This is a genomic window from Pseudomonas sp. R32, assembly GCF_009866705.1.
GTDB classification, from domain to species: Bacteria; Pseudomonadota; Gammaproteobacteria; order Pseudomonadales; family Pseudomonadaceae; genus Aquipseudomonas; species Aquipseudomonas donghuensis.
This window is the reverse complement of the sequence record NZ_CP019396.1, coordinates 3,292,506-3,308,686: the sequence shown is the minus strand read 5'-3', so window position 1 is coordinate 3,308,686 and position 16,181 is coordinate 3,292,506. Positions and strand designations below refer to the sequence as shown.

Sequence of the window (16,181 nt, the reverse complement as noted above, 5' to 3'; positions counted from 1 at the left end):
CTGGCGCTCCTAACGCATGACAAAGGGGTCGGGCATGGGCGCGGTGGAGAGGTTGATCCACACCGTTTTCAGCTCGGTATACGCCAGCACCGAATCGATGCCGCTTTCACGGCCGTAGCCGCTGTTCTTGAAGCCGCCGATCGGCGCCATGGCCGACACTGCGCGGTAGGTATTGACCCAGATGATCCCCGACCGCACGTCTCGGGCCAGGCGATGGGCGCGGCCCAGGTCGCGGGTCCAGATACCGGCAGCGAGGCCGAACTGCGAGTCGTTGGCCATGGCCAGGGCCTGGGCTTCGGTCTTGAAGCGGATCACCGCCGCCACCGGGCCAAAGACTTCTTCCTGCATGATCTTCAACGAATGGCTGTCGCATTCGAACAGGGTCGGCTGGTAGTACCAGCCGTTGCCTTCGACCTCGGCACGCTGGCCGCCCAGGCGCAGGGTGGCGCCTTCGGCCTTGGCCGCGGCGACCAGGTTTTCGACCACGGCCAGTTGCTGGGCGGTGGCCATCGGGCCCATTTCGCTGTTTTCATCCTGCGGGTTGCCGATCTTGATGCGTTTGGCCCGTTCGATCAGGCGCTCGACGAATTCATCGAAGATCTCCTCCTGCACCAGCAGGCGCGAGCCGGCTACGCAGCTCTGCCCGGAGGCGGCGTAGATACCGGCTACCGCACCATTGACCGCGCTGTCCAGGTCGGCGTCGGCGAAGATGATGTTCGGCGACTTGCCGCCCAGCTCCAGCGACAGCTTGGCGAAGTTCTCGGCGCTGCTGCGCACCACATGGCGGGCGGTGGCGGCGCCGCCGGTGAAGGCGATCTTGCGCACCAGCGGGTGGCGGGTGAGGGCCGCGCCGGTGCTCGGGCCGTAGCCGGTGACAACGTTGACCACCCCCGGCGGGAAGCCGGCCTCAAGGGCCAGGCGCGCCAGTTCGAGGATGGTCGCCGAGGCGTGTTCGGACGGCTTGATGACAATGGTATTGCCAGCCGCCAGGGCCGGTGCGAGCTTGATCGCGGTCAGGTACAGCGGGCTGTTCCAGGGGATGATCGCTGCCACCACACCGATCGGTTCGTGCACGGTGTAGGCAAACAGGTCGGGCTTGTCCAGCGGCAGGGTGCCGCCTTCGAGCTTGTCGGCAAGGCCTGCGGTGTAGTGGAAGAACTCCGGCAGGTAGCCGACCTGGCCGCGGGTCTCGCGGATCAGCTTGCCGTTGTCACGGCTTTCCAGCTGGGCCAGGCGTTCCTTGTTGTCGCTGATCAGGTCGCCCAGGCGGCGCAACAGCTTGCCCCGGGCAGTGGCGGTGATGCCGCGCCAGGCGGGGCTTTCGAAGGCTTTTTGCGCGGCCTGTACCGCCAGCTCGACATCGGCTTCAGCGGCATCGGGCAGTTGCGCCCAGGCCTGGGCGGTGGACGGGTCGAGGCTGGTGAAGGTCTTGCCGCTGAGCGCATCGCGCCACTGGCCGTCGATGCACATCTGGAAAGGTACAAGTGTCATGCAACGATCCCCTTGGCTGAATCGGAGAGGGTTCGGGCGTGCCCGAGAAAGTCCAGGAGCATCTGGTTGACCAGGCGCGGCGACTCTACCGGCATCATATGCCGTTGCTCGGCCAGCACCATGCTCCGGGCACCGGGAATGCGCCGGGCCAGTTGCTCGGTCATGTCCGGGGTCGAGCCCAGGTCCCATTCGCCGGTGGCGATCAGGGTCGGCACCTGGATGCTGGCCAGGTCATCGGCGCGGTACATGTCCTGGGTGGCAAACAGTTCGTAGGTCGTCAGGTAACCCTGCGGGTCGTTGCTGGCCAGGGTCTGGCGAATAGCGGCGATCTGCGCTGGGTTGGCCGCCTGGTATTCGCGGCTGAACCAGCGTGCCAGGGCTGCTTCGGCATTGGCGTCGGGGCCGTGTTCGGCCGCCTGGGCAGTGCGTGCGATCACCCCGGCGCGCTGTTCGGCGCTGCGGTTGAACACGCTGTTGAGCACCACCAGCGCGGCCAGGCGCTGTGGGTAATGCAGGGCGAAGGCGCGGGCCACCAGGCCGCCCATGGAGAAGCCGATGATGGTCGCCTGAGGTACTTGCAGGTGCTCGAGCAGCTCGGCCAGTTGCGCGGCATAGCCGGGCAGGCCGGTGCCTGCGGCCGGGCGCGGGCTGTGGCCATGGCCGAGCATGTCGTAGGCGATTACCCGGTAGTCGCTGGCCAGGCCAACGATCTGCCCGCCCCACATTTCTTTGTTCAGGCCCACGCCGTGGATCAGGACCACGGGTTGGCCTTGGCCGGTCGCCAGGTAACTGGTGCCGGCCGGGGTGCGTTCAGCAGCAGGCTGAATCATCGGTCGCTCCTAGGGCGTCATTATTGTTATTGCGCTTTTTCAGCGGCCAGCTCTTCCAGGTCGATGTAGCGGTTGCCGATGCGCGGGTGCAGGCGGCCACCGTCGGCGCAACCGAGCACCACGACGATCTCGTCGGCGCGCGGGGCGTCTTCGATCTGCATTTCCAGGGTGATGTAGTGCGAACGCAGGCCTTCGTCGTCCTTGTGCATCATCGGGATCTGGATCGAAGTGCCCGGGCCGCCGCGCTTGTTGGTGAAGCTCAGGTAACTCTTGGCCTTGACCGCTTCGCGGTAGTGGTTGCCAAAACGCAGGGTGTGGATCACCGCCGAGGCGTGTTCGATCTCGCCATCGGCGCCGACCACGGCCGCTTTGCCGTACGCCTCGATCTTGTCGGCACCGCCGATGGCCGCGCACAAGCGCTCGACCATCTGGGCGCCGAGGTCCGAGCAGTTGGCGCGGATTTCGGGTTTCAAGTCTTCGACAAAACCGCGACCCAGCCAGGGGTTCTTGATCACCACAGCCAGGCCGACCATGGTCACCGGTTTGTCGCTGGCCTTGCCGCCTTCAATCAGGGTCTGTTCGCTGTAGGTGACGATCTTGCGGATTTCGAAACTCATGGGCTGCTCCCGTGCAGGGTGGGTTGGTCTTGTTGTCTGATGGTATACCATAATATTTGCCATGCAAGTGCTTCCGGCAAATTTCTCTGCTAGGGGGACGGGTGGGGATGTACAGCATCGCGGGTCACACCGCCGCTCCCACAGAGGTTCAGATAACCTTGTAGGGGCGCCGGTGCGACGACTCGACTTGACCCGCGATAGGGGGACTACTTGCGGGCTTCGAGGATCAGGTTGAACGGTGTTTCGGTGGCCCGGCGAAAGCGCTTGAACCCGGCCTCTTCAAACACTGCCCGCAACCTCGCTTCCCCCGCCTGGGCGCCAAGCCCGAGGCCGACTTCCTGGGACAGCGAGTTCGGCGTACAGATAAAGGTCGAGGCGGCATAGAACAGCCGCCCGACCGGCGTGCTGTTTTCATCCAGGGTGTCGTTGGCATACGGCTCGACCAAAAGTACCGTGCCATCGGCTTTGAGCGACTCATAGGCATGGCGGGCAGCGCCGACCGGGTCGCCCATGTCGTGCAGGCAGTCGAAGTAGCAGATCAGGTCGTAGTCGTTGCCGGGGAAGTTCTTGGCGCTGGCCTGGACGAACTCGGCGCGCTCGGCCACCCCCCCTTCGGCAGCACGTTGGTTGGCGATAGTGATGGACGGGCCGTGGTAGTCAAAGCCGCTGAAACGCGAGGCCGGGAACGCCTGGGCCATGATTACTGTCGAGGCGCCATGGCCGCAGCCGACATCGGCGACCTTGGCCCCGGCCTGCAGCTTGTCGATTACCCCGGTCAGGCTCGGCAGCCATTCGGCCACCAGATGGGCGCGGTAACCAGGGCGGAAGAAGCGCTCGGTACCGCTGAACATGCACGGGTGATGATCGCCCCAGGCCAGGGCGCCATCGCCGCGCATCGCGGCGACCAGTTTGTCTTTGTCATGAAACAGTGCGGCGATCACCGAGGCGCCGCCAGCCGCGTACACCGGTGAATCTTCAATGGCCAGGGCCATGGCCTGTTCTTCCGGCAGGCGAAAGCGCCCATCGCTGTGTTCCATGTATCCGGAGGCCGCCTGGGCGCTCAGCCATTCGCGTAGCAGGCGGGCATTGCAACCGGTCTTGTCGGCTAGTTGTTCGGGTGTGATGAATTGGCTGTCGGCCATGGCCCGGTACAAACCGAGCTCATCACCGAGGATCAGGTTGGCAAGCATGGCGGCGGCACCCATGTCGGTCACCAGCTTGCCCATGAAGTCATTGAGTCTGGCTTCGTCCATTGCGTGTTCTCCTGCAGAAGTCCAACGTCAACGGGGTTGCCAGCGGGGCCGGCAACCTCGGGCCAATATGTTGCGGGGGCAACTTTTAAGTCTAGTTCGCTTCGAAGAACGCCAGCACTTGTGTGCTGAACGCTTCGTCCGCTTCTTCCATGACGAAGTGCCCGCAGTCGGCGATGACGCTGCCACGCAGGTTGTCGGCATGGGCCTGCAGGGTCTGCAACGGCACCTCGCCAGTAGCATGCTCGGCGCCGATGGCCAGCACCGGCATGCCCAGGCGTTTGCCCGCGCGCTGCTGGTTCTGGGCGATGGTCTGGCTGATCGAGCGGTAGTAGGCCAGCCCGCCACTGAGACCGCCGGGCTTGCTGTAGGCCTTGATGTAGGTATCAACCGCAACGCGGTCGACATGGTGCGCCCAGCGCTCGAACATGAACGTCAGGTAGCGGTCCTCGCGGCCACTGATCAAGGCTTCGGGCAAGTCCTGCAGCTGGTTGAACAGGAAGTGCCAGATGAAGATGTTCTGCTCGGCACTGACAAAGATTGGCGGCGCCTCGGCCAGGCCTGGAATCACCGCTTCGCTGAGCACCAACTGGCTGACGGCGTCGGGGTAGTCGCTGGCCAGCGCGTAGCCAACCCACATGCCGACATCATGGCCCGCCAGCCGGTAACGCTGATGCCCCAGTTGGCCCATGGCCCGGTGCAACAGCGCGGCAATGTTGCCGGTGTCGTGGCCTTCGGCGGCCGGGTCGGACAGGCCGGTGCCCGGCAGGTCGACGGCGATGGCCTGGTAACCCTGGCGGGCCAGGGCTTTCATCACATGCCGCCAGGTGTACCAGGTCTGCGGCCAACCCGGGATCAGCAGCACGGGCTGGCCGCGGCCCAATTGCACGCAATGCAGGCGGCGGCCGGGTTCCAGGATCAAATAGCGATGTTCGAAGTCGGCTTCGGGGGTTGCTGACATCTGTTGCACTCCATGTGAAAGAGAGGGATTCAAGCCAGGCCCAGCAGGGTCTGGATCTGTTGCGGGTCGACCGGCGCGCCGGCAAAGTCGTCGAAGGTGCGAGTGGTGACCTGGATGATGTGCTCACGGATGAATGCTGCGCCTTCGCGGGCGCCGTCTTCCTGATCCTTGAGGCAGCACTCCCATTCCAGGGTGGCCCAGCCGGGGAAGTCGTATTGCGCCAGCTTGGAGAAGATCGCCTTGAAATCGACCTGGCCGTCGCCCAGGGAACGGAAACGCCCGGCCCGCTCGGTCCAGTCGCAGTAACCGCCGTAGGTGCCCTGGCGGCCCGTTGGGTTGAACTCGGCATCCTTGACGTGAAACATGCGGATGCGCGCGTGGTAAATGTCCAGGTAGTCCAGGTAGTTCAATTGCTGCAGGACGAAATGGCTGGGGTCGAACAGCAGGTTGCAGCGCGGGTGTTGGTCCACCAGGTCGAGGAAGCGTTCGAAGCTGCTGCCGTCGTGCAGGTCTTCGCTGGGGTGGATTTCGTAGCAGAGGTTGATGCCGTGGTCTTCGCAGGCATCGAGGATTGGCCGCCAGCGCCGCGCCAGCTCTGCAAACGCCGCCTCGATCAGGCCCGCCGGGCGCTGCGGGAAGGGGAACAGGTAAGGCCAGGCCAGCGAGCCGGAGAACGTGCCCATGTCGGTCAGGCCCAGGCGTTGCGAGGCCTTGATTGCCAGGTGCAATTGTTCCAGCGCCCAGGCCGTGCGCGCCTGGGGTTTGCCGTGCAGGGCCGGCGGGGCGAAGTTGTCGCACAGGGCGTCGTACGCCGGGTGTACCGCGACCAACTGGCCGAGCAGGTGGGTGCTCAGTTCGCTGATCTGCAGGCCGTGGTCGGCAAGCATGCCGCGCAGCTCATCGCAGTAGGTCTGGCTTTCGGCGGCACGTTCCAGGTCAAACAGGCGCCGGTCCCAGGCCGGCACCTGCAAGGCCTTGAAACCATGGCCGGCAGCCCAGCGGGCGATCTCGGGGAGGCTGTTGAAGGGGGCTTGCTCAGCGCTGAACTGGGCCAGGTGCAGGCTGGGTCCTTTGAGGGTACGCATGGTGACTTCCTATTGTTTGTCGATCGACAAACAATAGGTCGGCAACAGGCTTGCGTCAACTGTTTTGCAGGGTAGAATCCGCCACACCTGATTTGATGGACACACAACCCATGGCCGGACGTCCCCGGGAATTCGATCGCGACCAGGCCTTGCACAAGGCCCTGGCGACCTTCTGGCAATACGGCTATGAAGGCACTTCGATGGCCTTGCTGGTCAGTGCCCTGGGCATTGCCTCGGCGCGCATCTACGCCGCCTTTGGCAGCAAGGAGCAGCTGTTTCGCGAAGTGGTGGCGCTGTACCTGGCCGAGCAGGGCGGCTTTGCCGAGCGGGTCATCAACCGTGGCCTGCCGGTGTGCCAGGCGCTGGAGCAGATCCTCCTCGATGCCATCGCGACCTACACGGCGGCGGATGGCCCGCGCGGTTGCCTGGCGGTGTCATCGACCGCCAGCGGCGGGCCGGATATCAGCGGCGTGCTCGACTGGATGAGCGAGATGCGCCGCCAGCGCACCCAGTCGATCATCGACTTGCTGCAGCAGGCCCATGGCCGTGGCGAGCTCAAGGCCGATGCCGATCCGCAGGCACTGGGCGATCTGTTCGCTACCTTGCTGCACGGCATTGCCATCCAGGCCCGCGACGGCATTGCCACGGCGCGCCTGCAGGCGATGATCAAACCGGCACTAAGCGCACTGCGCGCGGCCCAGGCCTGATTCAGCGCGCCTGGCCCGAGGCCCGCTCACGCAGGGCCTTGCTGACCTTTGCCTGGATTTCGTAGGCCGGCGTTTCGACGGCGTCGAAGTCGCGCGAGTAGCGCCGGGCGAATTCCGCCACTCCCCATTGCTGGTACTGCTGCACATGGTGCAGTTCGTGGGCCCAGAGCGCGACGTTGTCCTGGGCGTCGGCTTCGTTGCGAAAGACGATGATGTCGATCAGGGTCACGGCGTTGACATCGGGGTTCTGCAGCAGGGCATTGGCGCTGTCCAGCGCCTCTTGGTCGCCAACCTTGTAGCGCGCGGCATCGAGCACCTGGAAGTCATAGAACGGCTCGAGCTGGGCACGGATGTGCAACGGGATCGGCAGCACCGTGCCGGCCGCGGCGGTGTCGCGTGCCTGTTGCAAGGCCATGGCCAGGGAGCTGCTGGCCATGCGCCCGAGGTCGTCGAGCACGGTGCCGGCCTGGCCGAGGTCGATGGGCGAGCAGATGCAACTGCCCAGACAGATTTCATACTGGCCGGCCGGGCAGGCGGCGAGGGCGGTCAGGGGGGCGCTCAGGGCAAGGCTCAGCAGTAGCGACTCAAGAGGCTTCATGCAAAGCCCCGGCAATAAAGTCGCGGGAGGCCTTGAGCACGTCTTGCTGAATCGGCTCGCTGGCCAGCATGCGCGCAATCACCAGCGCGCCCACGCACTGGCTGAGCAGCGCCCAGGCCAGGGCCGGGTCTTTCAGGGTCTGCGCCCAGGCGTGCTGCAGATGGCACAGCCAGTGTTCGGCTTCGGCGCGCACCGGTAACTCGGCGCGGGCGATCTCCGCGCCCAGGGCCGGAATCGCGCATCCGCCTTCGACATTGTGCAAATGGGCCATGCTCAGGTACTGCTCCAGGCAACGCTCCAGCCGGGCGCGGTTTATCGGTTGCTGGGCGATGGGGCTCTGCGACAGTTCGCGACGCACCACTTCGCTGAACAGGTCGTCCTTGGACGGGAAGTGGTTGTAGAAGGCGCCGCCGGTCAGGCCGATGGCCTTCATCAGCCCGGCCACGCCGGTGCTGCCGAAGCCCCCGCGCTTGGCCAGGGCGCCGCTGCTTTCCAGCAATTTTTGCCGGGTTTGTTCCTTGTGGGTGGTGGAGTAGCGCACGCCGACAATCTCCGCTGGGCTGGCTTGACGAAGCCTGGATCATAGCATAGCGTTCGTTTACTAAATGATCGTTTACTAATGGAGGCGACAGATGACCCAAGGCAAGAAGGTGGTACTGGTGGTAGGGGCCGGCGATGCAACCGGCGGCGCGATTGCCAGGCGTTTTGCCCGCGAGGGTTATGTCGCCTGCGTGACCCGGCGCAGCGCCGACAAGCTGCAGCCGCTGGTGGACGAGATCCGCGCCGCCGGTGGCGAAGCCCACGGTTTTGCCTCGGATGCGCGCAAGGAAGAGGAGGTCGCGGCGCTGGTCGAGGAGATCGAAAGCAGCCTTGGCCCGATCGAAGCCTTTGTCTTCAATATCGGCGCCAACGTGCCCTGCAGCATTCTCGAGGAGACCGCGCGCAAGTACTTCAAGATCTGGGAAATGGCGTGTTTCGCCGGCTTTTTGACCGCTCAGGCGGTCGCGCGGCGCATGGTCACCCGCGAGCGCGGGACTATCCTGTTTACCGGCGCCACCGCTGGTTTGCGCGGCGCTGCGGGTTTTGCCGCCTTTGCCGGTGCCAAGCACGGTATTCGCGCTCTGGCCCAGAGCATGGCCCGCGAGCTTGGGCCGCGCAATATCCATGTCGCCCATGTGGTGGTGGACGGCGCCATCGACACCGCGTTCATCCGCGACAGCTTCCCCGAACGTTATGCGCTCAAGGACCAGGACGGCATTCTCGACCCGCAACACATCGCCGACAGCTACTGGTTCCTGCACAGCCAGCCTCGCGATGCCTGGACCTTCGAGCTCGACCTGCGGCCGTGGATGGAACGTTGGTAAGCCCCTCACCACAACAAGAAAGGAACCGCTGCAGATGAGCAAGACCGTCGAATTCTTCTTTGACCTGGGCAGCCCGGCCAGCTACCTGGCCTGGACCCAGTTACCGAAACTGTGCGCCGAACACGATGCGCAACTGCTGTACCGGCCGATGCTGCTGGGCGGGGTGTTCCAGGCCACCGGCAATGCCTCGCCGGTGATGGTGCCGGCCAAGGCCCGGCATGTGTTCGTCGACTTTCAGCGCTATGCCAAACGCTATGGCGTGACGCTGGCGTTCCCACCGGGCTTTCCGATCAATACCCTGGGCCTGATGCGCGCTACCGTTGCCGTGCAGCGCTACCAGCCAGAGCGTTTCCAGGCCTACCTGAGCGCGATGTTCGAGGCCCTGTGGGTTCGCCAGCGTAATCTTGGCGACCTGCAGGTCCTGACGGGTGTGTTGCAAGAAGCCGGTTTCGACCCCGAGCAGTACCAGGCCTGGACAGCCGCGCCCCAGGTCAAGGCTGCGCTCAAGGATGCGACCGAGGAAGCCGTGCGCCGTGGCGTGTTTGGCGCGCCCACCTGTTTTGTCGGCGAGCAGATGTTCTTTGGCCAGGACCGCCTGGAGTTCGTCGTCGAGGCGCTGGCGGAGCAGGACAGTCAAGTGTAGCGGCGTTATTTTCAGCAACTGTATGGTCGGTCCGGATCGGGACTCCGTTAGTGTCAGTGCAGCCCAATAAAAAAACTGGATGCCTGCCATGCTCGGTTCACTGGACCTGATCACTGCCTTCGTGTTGTTCGCCTTCGTCTCCTCGATCACCCCGGGGCCCAACAACACCATGTTGCTGGCCTCCGGGGTGAACTTCGGCGTGCGCCGTTCGATTCCCCATGCGCTGGGCATCAGCGTGGGCTTCATGGTCATGGTGCTGGCGGTGGGCTTTGGCCTGGGCGAAGTGTTCAAGGCCTATCCGCCGATCTATACCGTGCTGCGTTATGTCGGCGCCGCCTACCTGCTGTACCTGGCGTACAAGATCGCCACCTCCGGGCCGCTGTCGGTCAGCAATCCGGAGAGCCGCAAGCCCTTGGGTTTCTGGGGCGCGGCGGCATTTCAGTGGGTCAACCCGAAAGCCTGGGTCATGGCGGTGGGTGCGATTACCACCTACACCCCGGCTCAGGGTTACGTCACCAATGTCATCGTCATTGCCTGCGTGTTCGCTCTGGTCAACCTGCCCAGCGTGTGCGTCTGGGTGATGTTCGGCAGCGCCTTGCGCACGGTGCTGCAGAACCCGCGCTGGCTGATGCTGTTCAATCTATTGATGGCGGCGCTGCTGGTGATATCCCTGTACCCCTTGCTGTTTGTAGAATCGAGCTTTTCCTGACATGAGTGCGCTGGCACATGCAGTTGATTCCCTGGTCCCATGACACAAGTGCTGGCTTCACCCTGCGCGGCTGGCGCTCCCCAGCCAGTGGCAAACCGTTGCTGCATTTTCTCCACGGCAACGGTTTTTGCTGCCTGGCCTACCAGCCATTGCTGGCGCGCCTGGCCGAGCGGTTCGACCTGTGGCTGTGCGATGTCCAGGGCCATGGCGACAGTGATCATGGTGGCCCGTTCGCCGGCTGGAACCGCAGCGCGCAGCTGGCCATCGAAGCCTTCGAGGCCGGGCGCGGCGAATACGGCGAGGTGCCGCGGTTTGCCGTCGGCCACAGCTTTGGCGGGGTACTGACCGGCTTGATGCTGGCGCAGCAACCGCAGTTGTTCCAGCGCGCAGTGCTGCTCGATCCGGTGCTGTTCACCCGTGCGATGATGGGCATCATGGGCGCCGCCGCCCTGGTTGGCCTGCACCGTCGACATGCCCTGGCGCGCAAGGCCGCTACCCGCCGCAGCCACTGGCCGGACCGCAGCGCGGCGCGGGCGTCGCTGGAGGGGCGGGGGATCTTCAAGGGCTGGAGCGAATCGGCGTTGCAGGCCTATATCGAACACGCCATCGGCGATTGCGGCGAAGGCGTGGTGCTCAAGTGCCGGCCCAGCCGTGAGGTGGAAATCTTCAGCTCCTTCCCGCGGCGCATGTGGGCTTTGCTGACCCAGGTGACCACCCCGAGCCTGGTGCTTTATGGCCAGTCCACCTATCCCTTCGTGCCGCAGTCGGTGCAGCGCTGGGCCCAGACCAACAAGCATGTCACCGCCAGCCAGGTGCCGGGCGGACACTGCTTCATGCAGGAAGACCCGGCGGCGTGCTGCGAGCAGGTCGAGACCTTCCTGTTGAGGTGATCGGGTCGTTGTCCATTTTGCGACGATAGGTGGCCTGATCACGAGCGAACGACAACGCGCCATTCCCTAAGCTGCACCTCCACAGACAACAACAGGAGAGGCAGCATGGGACAGGCGCGTTGGCCGTTGCTGTGCGCAGGCGTGTTACTGAGCGGGGCGTGTAGCCAATTTGACGAGGGCCGGGCGCTGGCACCGGCACCGCGGCCCGACGTCGAACTGAGCCGTACCGCCGGCACGCATGCGCAGGCGTTGCCGCAGGATTGGTGGTCGCTGTACCACGACCCGCAGCTGGATCGGCTGGTGCAAGCCGCCCTTGCGCATAACCGCGAGCTGGCCGCTGCCCAGGCTAATGTGCAGGTATTGCTCGGTGGCTTGCGCAGCGCCGCTGCCGGCCGCTGGCCAACGACGCGGCTGGGGTATGGCTATCGCTATGGCCGCGATGGCGATGACCAGACCCTGGCACAAGCCAGCGACAGCCATGCTGACAGCCAGTGGCAGCATGAAGCGCAATTTGCCCTGGACTACGAACTTGACCTGTGGGGCCGGGTTGCCGCCAGCATCGTGGCCGCGCGCGCCGATGCCGAGGCGGCGCAGGCTGCCCGTGATGGGCTGCGGGTCAATGTGGCGGCACAAACCACACGCGCCTACTTGCGCGTGTGCGCCCTCGGCGCTCGCCGCGAGGTGCAGCTTCAATCAGTGGCGGTATTGCAAGGCAGCCTGGCCCTGACGCGTCAGCAACAGGCCGCCGGGGTCCTCACGGCGCTGGACATCAGCCGCCAGCAAAGCCTGCTGGAGCAGACCCGGGCGCTGTTGCCTCGGTTGCAGGGCCAGCGCCAGGCTGCCTTGTTCGAGCTGGCGGTACTCAGTGGCCAGCCGCCGCAGCACCTGGATCAACAGGCCAGCCATTGCCAGCGCCTGCCCAGCATTGCCCGGCCATTGCCAGTGGGCGATGCCTGGAGCCTGTTGCAGCGCCGCCCGGACATCCGCCAGGCCGAACGCCAGTTGTTCGCCGCGCGGGCACGGATCGACACGGCCAAAGCGCAACTGTATCCGCAGGTGCAGTTTGGCGCGGCGCTGGAGTCTTCAGCGGCCACTTTCGGCGCCATGGGCGACAGCAAGGCGCTGACCTTTGCCATCGGCCCCATGATCAGTTGGCGCTTTCCCAACCGCGCGCAGGCCCATGCCCGGGTCGAGCAAGCACACGCGAGCAGCGACGGCGCACTGGCGTGCTTCGACAGCGTGGTGCTGGGGGCTTTGCGCGACGTCGAGCAGGCCTTGGCGCTGTATGCCGGCGAACGCCAGCAGCGCGCGGCCCTGGCCCGCGCCACCGCCCAGAGCCAGCGCGCCTTCGAGCTTGTCCGGCTGAACCTGGACGCTGGCGCCGTGGACGGCCTGGAGCTGCTCGACAGTCAACGCACCCTGGTCCGCCAGCAGGCCGAGCTGGCCGAAGCCGACTTGCGCCTGTTGGAGCGCCAGGTCGAGCTGTTCCGTGCCCTCGGCGGCGGCTGGCAGCGTACCGACACTCCTCAATCCCTTGCCTTGCACACCGGAGCCCGCCCATGAACCAGGTCGTTACCCCCGATCCGCAGCGTGTCGGCGCGCAATTGACCCGCCGCCGGCACGCCCGCTATGCGCTGGGCACCGCCGGGCTGTTGGCCGTGCTGGCCTATGGCGGTTACTGGTGGAGCAGCGCGCGCTTTTTCGAACAGACCGATGATGCCTACGTGCGCGCCGACTGGGCGCCGGTCAGCGCGCGGCTGGCAGGTTATGTGGCCGAGGTGCGGGTGGCCGACAATGCCAGGGTCAAGGCCGGTGACGTGCTGGTGCGCCTGGATGCCCGCGACTACCAGCAGCGCCTGCGCCAGGCCCGCGCGCAACAGGCCGCCAGCGCCGCCGCCGTGCAGGCACAACAGGCGCACCTGAGGACCTTCGCTGCGCAACTGGACGAGCAACGCCAGGCCATCGCCCGCGCCCAGGCCGAGCATGCCGCCTGTGCAGGCGAGGCGCGGCGTGCACAGCTCGACTGGCAGCGCTACCGGCAACTGGCCGGGCAACAGGCCGCCAGTGCCCAGCGCCTGGAAAGCGCCAGCGCCAGCCGGGTCAAGGCTCAAGCGCTGTTGCGCGCGGCCGCCGCCGAGCTTGAGCGCCAGCAGGCGCGGCAACAGGTGCTGAGCAGCCAGCGGCAACAGGCGCAGGCCGATCTGGGCGCACGCCAGGCCGCGCTGGAACAGGCCGAGGCCGAGCTGGGCCTGGCCGAGAACGCCCTGGCCGACACCGAAATCCGCGCACCTTTCGATGGCGTGATCGGCCAGCGCAAGGTGCGCCAGCAGCAGTACGTCACCCCCGGTTTGCCATTGCTGGCGGTGGTGCCGGTGGCCCAGGCCTATGTGGTCGCCAACTACAAGGAAACCCAGCTTGAGCACCTGCGCCCCGGTCAGCGGGTCAGGCTTGAAGTCGACACCTTCGGCCGCCACTGGCAGGGCACGGTCGACAGCGTGTCGCCCGGCTCCGGTGCGGTGTTCGCGCTGTTGCCGCCAGACAACGCCACCGGCAACTTCACCAAAATCGTCCAGCGCTTCCCGGTGCGCATCCAGCTCGACCCGCCGGCCGCCGGTGAAGCGCAACTGCTGCCGGGCATGTCGGTGATCGCCACGGTCGATACCCGGGAGGCCGATCATGGCCGCTGAAGACAAGGTCTCGCTGCGCGCCTGGGTGGCGGTGATCGGCGGCCTGTTCGGCTGCTTCATGGCCGGGATGAACGTGCACGTCACCAGTGCCGCCTTGCCGGAGATCGAAGGCGCGCTGGGGGCCAGCTTCGAGGAAGGCTCGTGGATCTCCACGGCCTACCTGGTCGCGGAAATCAGCATGATCCCGCTCACCGCCTGGCTGGTGCAGGTGTTCTCCCTGCGCCGGGTGATGCTGGTGGGCTCGGTGGTGTTTCTGCTCAGTTCGGTCAGTTGCGCCCTGGCGCCGAGCCTGCAGGCGATGATCGCCCTCCGGGTGATTCAGGGCGCCTCTGGGGCGGTGCTGATCCCCCTGTCTATGCAGCTGATCATCACTGAACTGCCGGCCAGCAAGATCCCGCTGGGCATGGCCTTGTTCAGCCTGTCCAACAGCGTTGCCCAGGCGGCCGGGCCATCGATTGGCGGCTGGCTCACCGACGCGTACTCATGGCGCTGGATCTTCCTGTTGCAGTTGCTCCCGGGGGTGGCGCTGATTGCGGCGGTGGCCTGGTCGATCGGCGCCCAGGCCGGGGACCGGCGCAAGCTGCGCCAGGCCGACTGGCTGGGCATCGCCGCCATGGCCCTGGGCCTGGGGGCGTTGCAGATCGTGCTGGAGGAGGGCGGACGCAAGGACTGGTTCGACTCCTCATTCATCATCGGTTTCAGCCTGTTTGCAGGTATCGCCCTGGTGCTGTTCATCTACCGGCAGTTGTGGGGCGAGCGGCCCTTTATCAACCTGCGCCTGCTGGCCAGTTACAACTTTGGCGTCGCCAGCCTGGCCATGGCGGTGTTCGGCGCGGCGACGTTCGGCCTGGTGTTTCTGGTGCCCAACTACCTGTCGCTGGTGCAGGGTTACAACGCCCGCGAGATCGGCATCAGCCTGATCGCCTATGGCATGGTCCAGTTGCTGCTGGCGCCATTGTTGCCGCAGCTGATGCGCTGGCTCAATGCCAAGTTGCTGGTGGCCAGTGGCTTCGCGATCATGGCCTTGGGGTGTTGGCTGGGGGCGCATTTGTCGAACGATGCCGCCGCCAATGTGATCATCCCCTCTACCGTGGTGCGCGGCATCGGCCAGCCGCTGATCATGGTGGCGCTCTCGGTGCTGGCGGTCAAAGGCCTGGACAAGGCCCAGGCGGGCTCGGCCTCGGCGTTGATCTCGATGCTGCGCAACCTCGGCGGCGCGGTGGGCACGGCGTTGCTCACGCAGTTGGTGTCCCAGCGTGAGCGCTTTCATTTCGAGCGTATCGGCGAGGCGGTGACGATGTTCGACGGCGCCTTGCAGCAGCGTCTGCCGCGCGGGCTGGTCGATGTGCAGGCGCCGCAGGTGATGCAGACGCTGAGCCTGATCGATCATAGCGTGCGCCAGCAGGCTTACCTGATGGCTTATTCGGACGCCTTCTACCTGTCGTGCCTGGCCCTGGCCGCCTGCGCCCTGGCCTCGTTGCTGCTGCGTCAGAAAGACGGCTGATCAGTCCGGCTGCGCCGTGCCATAGGCCTGGGCTTTGCCAAAATAGGCTGAGGGCGACACCCCCAGGGTGCGGCGGAACATGGCGCTGAAGGCGCTGGGGCTGTCGTAGCCCAGGTCCAGCGCCACATCGAGGATGGGATGCCCGGCGGCCAGCGAGTCGAGGCTGGCCAACAGGCGCATGCGTCGCAGCCACTGGATGAAGCTCAAGCCGGTTTCACGCTGGAAGGCGCGGGTCAGGGTGCGGGCGCTGGTGCCGATCAGGCGGGCGGCGCGCGCAAGGTTCCAGTCTTCACTGGGCGCATCCCGCAGGGCCTGGCACAGCTCGGCCAGTTGCGGATCGCGGGGGGAGGGCACGTGCAGGGCCATGATCGGCAGCACGCGGATCTCATCGAGGATCAATTGCATGACCCGCTCGTCGCGCCCTGTGCGCGGGTAGTCGGCGGGAATGTCCATGGCGCTGATGATCAGCTGGCGCAGCAGCGGCGAGATGTCGATCACCTGGCAGCCCTGGGGCAGATCCGTGCGCGCTTGTGGGTCGATGAACAGGGTACGCATGCGTACCGCGCCGGCCATCTTCAGGTCGTGTTCGATCGCCGCCGGCACCCACACACCACGCCCTGGCGGCACCACCCAACTGCCCTGCAGCGAGTTGACCGTGATGACCCCGCTCAAGGCGTGGATCAACTGTGCGCGGTTGTGGCAATGGGCAGCGATGCGTTCGCCGTGGCGGTAGTTTTCGGCCAGGGTGAGGATGGGCGGGTTAGTCACGGTGGTAGGCATTCATCCGCTGACCCGAAGGCGGCATAGTTGTTGGATCCAAGGTTCTAAAATGCCATTATTGATGG

17 protein-coding genes are annotated in these 16,181 nt (G+C 65.5%); 8 read left to right on the top strand and 9 right to left on the bottom strand.

Features of this window, described 5'->3' with window-relative positions:
• Nucleotides 1-9: 9 nt before the first annotated feature.
• The 6 genes from PspR32_RS15290 to PspR32_RS15265 all read right to left on the bottom strand — a co-directional run bounded on the left by PspR32_RS15290 (nt 10) and on the right by PspR32_RS15265 (nt 6,234).
• Nucleotides 10-1,491, bottom strand: a complete 1,482-nt coding sequence (locus PspR32_RS15290; RefSeq protein WP_159388817.1) for an aldehyde dehydrogenase — start codon at nt 1,489-1,491, stop codon at nt 10-12.
• A complete protein-coding gene (locus PspR32_RS15285; RefSeq protein ID WP_010223858.1) occupies nt 1,488-2,321 on the bottom strand; it encodes an alpha/beta fold hydrolase in 834 nt (277 codons plus the stop codon). The genes PspR32_RS15290 and PspR32_RS15285 overlap by 4 nt, the downstream gene beginning before the upstream one ends.
• 26 nt (nt 2,322-2,347) lie before the next feature.
• Nucleotides 2,348-2,938 carry an amino acid synthesis family protein gene (locus PspR32_RS15280; protein ID WP_010223857.1) on the bottom strand — a complete coding sequence of 197 codons (591 nt, stop codon included), beginning with the start codon at nt 2,936-2,938 and terminating at the stop codon, nt 2,348-2,350.
• Nucleotides 2,939-3,144: 206 nt separating this feature from the next.
• Nucleotides 3,145-4,191 carry a class I SAM-dependent methyltransferase gene (locus PspR32_RS15275; protein WP_010223856.1) on the bottom strand — a complete coding sequence of 349 codons (1,047 nt, stop codon included), beginning with the start codon at nt 4,189-4,191 and terminating at the stop codon, nt 3,145-3,147.
• A 91-nt stretch (nt 4,192-4,282) separates the two neighbouring features.
• Nucleotides 4,283-5,149 (bottom strand): alpha/beta fold hydrolase, encoded by an 867-nt coding sequence (locus tag PspR32_RS15270; RefSeq protein ID WP_159388816.1) that lies wholly within the window; start codon nt 5,147-5,149, stop codon nt 4,283-4,285.
• Between the two features lie 29 nt (nt 5,150-5,178).
• On the bottom strand, nt 5,179-6,234 hold the full coding sequence (locus tag PspR32_RS15265) for a sugar phosphate isomerase/epimerase family protein (RefSeq protein WP_010223854.1): 1,056 nt from the start codon (nt 6,232-6,234) through the stop codon (nt 5,179-5,181).
• Between the two features lie 110 nt (nt 6,235-6,344).
• Between PspR32_RS15265 and PspR32_RS15260 the strand changes: the two genes are divergently transcribed.
• On the top strand, nt 6,345-6,941 hold the full coding sequence (locus PspR32_RS15260; RefSeq protein ID WP_159388815.1) for a TetR/AcrR family transcriptional regulator: 597 nt from the start codon (nt 6,345-6,347) through the stop codon (nt 6,939-6,941).
• A 1-nt stretch (nt 6,942) separates the two neighbouring features.
• Here PspR32_RS15260 and PspR32_RS15255 read toward each other — a convergent pair whose 3' ends face one another.
• Both PspR32_RS15255 and PspR32_RS15250 read right to left on the bottom strand, forming a co-directional pair.
• Nucleotides 6,943-7,539 (bottom strand): eCIS core domain-containing protein, encoded by a 597-nt coding sequence (locus PspR32_RS15255; protein WP_010223852.1) that lies wholly within the window; start codon nt 7,537-7,539, stop codon nt 6,943-6,945.
• Nucleotides 7,526-8,080 carry a TetR/AcrR family transcriptional regulator gene (locus PspR32_RS15250; RefSeq protein ID WP_010223851.1) on the bottom strand — a complete coding sequence of 185 codons (555 nt, stop codon included), beginning with the start codon at nt 8,078-8,080 and terminating at the stop codon, nt 7,526-7,528. Before PspR32_RS15250 ends, PspR32_RS15255 begins: the two co-directional genes overlap by 14 nt.
• A gap of 91 nt (nt 8,081-8,171) precedes the next feature.
• Between PspR32_RS15250 and PspR32_RS15245 the strand changes: the two genes are divergently transcribed.
• From PspR32_RS15245 to PspR32_RS15215, 7 genes are all read left to right on the top strand, one after another.
• Nucleotides 8,172-8,903: an SDR family oxidoreductase gene (locus PspR32_RS15245; protein WP_010223850.1), complete on the top strand. Its 732-nt coding sequence runs from the start codon at nt 8,172-8,174 to the stop codon at nt 8,901-8,903.
• A gap of 34 nt (nt 8,904-8,937) precedes the next feature.
• Nucleotides 8,938-9,546 carry a 2-hydroxychromene-2-carboxylate isomerase gene (locus tag PspR32_RS15240; RefSeq protein ID WP_100783310.1) on the top strand — a complete coding sequence of 203 codons (609 nt, stop codon included), beginning with the start codon at nt 8,938-8,940 and terminating at the stop codon, nt 9,544-9,546.
• A gap of 79 nt (nt 9,547-9,625) precedes the next feature.
• The gene (locus PspR32_RS15235) at nt 9,626-10,255 is read left to right on the top strand and encodes a LysE family translocator (RefSeq protein ID WP_026001380.1); all 630 of its coding nucleotides are present in this window, start codon (nt 9,626-9,628) and stop codon (nt 10,253-10,255) included.
• Nucleotides 10,256-10,272: 17 nt separating this feature from the next.
• Nucleotides 10,273-11,145: an alpha/beta fold hydrolase gene (locus tag PspR32_RS15230; RefSeq protein WP_100783311.1), complete on the top strand. Its 873-nt coding sequence runs from the start codon at nt 10,273-10,275 to the stop codon at nt 11,143-11,145.
• 105 nt (nt 11,146-11,250) lie between these two features.
• A complete protein-coding gene (locus tag PspR32_RS15225; protein WP_159388814.1) occupies nt 11,251-12,708 on the top strand; it encodes an efflux transporter outer membrane subunit in 1,458 nt (485 codons plus the stop codon).
• Nucleotides 12,705-13,832: an HlyD family secretion protein gene (locus tag PspR32_RS15220; protein WP_100783313.1), complete on the top strand. Its 1,128-nt coding sequence runs from the start codon at nt 12,705-12,707 to the stop codon at nt 13,830-13,832. The genes PspR32_RS15225 and PspR32_RS15220 overlap by 4 nt, the downstream gene beginning before the upstream one ends.
• Nucleotides 13,822-15,336, top strand: a complete 1,515-nt coding sequence (locus PspR32_RS15215; protein WP_159388813.1) for an MDR family MFS transporter — start codon at nt 13,822-13,824, stop codon at nt 15,334-15,336. Before PspR32_RS15220 ends, PspR32_RS15215 begins: the two co-directional genes overlap by 11 nt.
• Here the strand turns inward: PspR32_RS15215 and PspR32_RS15210 are convergent, their stop codons facing one another.
• Nucleotides 15,337-16,116, bottom strand: coding sequence for an AraC family transcriptional regulator (locus PspR32_RS15210; RefSeq protein ID WP_159388812.1), 780 nt, complete (start codon nt 16,114-16,116; stop codon nt 15,337-15,339).
• Between the last annotated feature and the right edge of the window lie 65 nt (nt 16,117-16,181).

What these genes read in the sequence shown, in the direction of transcription:
- PspR32_RS15290 (WP_159388817.1), bottom strand. Translation starts at nt 1,491, where the DNA reads ATGACACTTGTACCTTTCCAGATGTGCATCGACGGCCAGTGGCGCGAT.
- PspR32_RS15285 (WP_010223858.1), bottom strand. Translation starts at nt 2,321, where the DNA reads ATGATTCAGCCTGCTGCTGAACGCACCCCGGCCGGCACCAGTTACCTG.
- PspR32_RS15280 (WP_010223857.1), bottom strand. Translation starts at nt 2,938, where the DNA reads ATGAGTTTCGAAATCCGCAAGATCGTCACCTACAGCGAACAGACCCTG.
- PspR32_RS15275 (WP_010223856.1), bottom strand. Translation starts at nt 4,191, where the DNA reads ATGGACGAAGCCAGACTCAATGACTTCATGGGCAAGCTGGTGACCGAC.
- PspR32_RS15270 (WP_159388816.1), bottom strand. Translation starts at nt 5,149, where the DNA reads ATGTCAGCAACCCCCGAAGCCGACTTCGAACATCGCTATTTGATCCTG.
- PspR32_RS15265 (WP_010223854.1), bottom strand. Translation starts at nt 6,234, where the DNA reads ATGCGTACCCTCAAAGGACCCAGCCTGCACCTGGCCCAGTTCAGCGCT.
- PspR32_RS15260 (WP_159388815.1), top strand. Translation starts at nt 6,345, where the DNA reads ATGGCCGGACGTCCCCGGGAATTCGATCGCGACCAGGCCTTGCACAAG.
- PspR32_RS15255 (WP_010223852.1), bottom strand. Translation starts at nt 7,539, where the DNA reads ATGAAGCCTCTTGAGTCGCTACTGCTGAGCCTTGCCCTGAGCGCCCCC.
- PspR32_RS15245 (WP_010223850.1), top strand. Translation starts at nt 8,172, where the DNA reads ATGACCCAAGGCAAGAAGGTGGTACTGGTGGTAGGGGCCGGCGATGCA.
- PspR32_RS15240 (WP_100783310.1), top strand. Translation starts at nt 8,938, where the DNA reads ATGAGCAAGACCGTCGAATTCTTCTTTGACCTGGGCAGCCCGGCCAGC.
- PspR32_RS15235 (WP_026001380.1), top strand. Translation starts at nt 9,626, where the DNA reads ATGCCTGCCATGCTCGGTTCACTGGACCTGATCACTGCCTTCGTGTTG.
- PspR32_RS15230 (WP_100783311.1), top strand. Translation starts at nt 10,273, where the DNA reads ATGCAGTTGATTCCCTGGTCCCATGACACAAGTGCTGGCTTCACCCTG.
- PspR32_RS15225 (WP_159388814.1), top strand. Translation starts at nt 11,251, where the DNA reads ATGGGACAGGCGCGTTGGCCGTTGCTGTGCGCAGGCGTGTTACTGAGC.
- PspR32_RS15220 (WP_100783313.1), top strand. Translation starts at nt 12,705, where the DNA reads ATGAACCAGGTCGTTACCCCCGATCCGCAGCGTGTCGGCGCGCAATTG.
- PspR32_RS15215 (WP_159388813.1), top strand. Translation starts at nt 13,822, where the DNA reads ATGGCCGCTGAAGACAAGGTCTCGCTGCGCGCCTGGGTGGCGGTGATC.
- PspR32_RS15210 (WP_159388812.1), bottom strand. Translation starts at nt 16,116, where the DNA reads ATGCCTACCACCGTGACTAACCCGCCCATCCTCACCCTGGCCGAAAAC.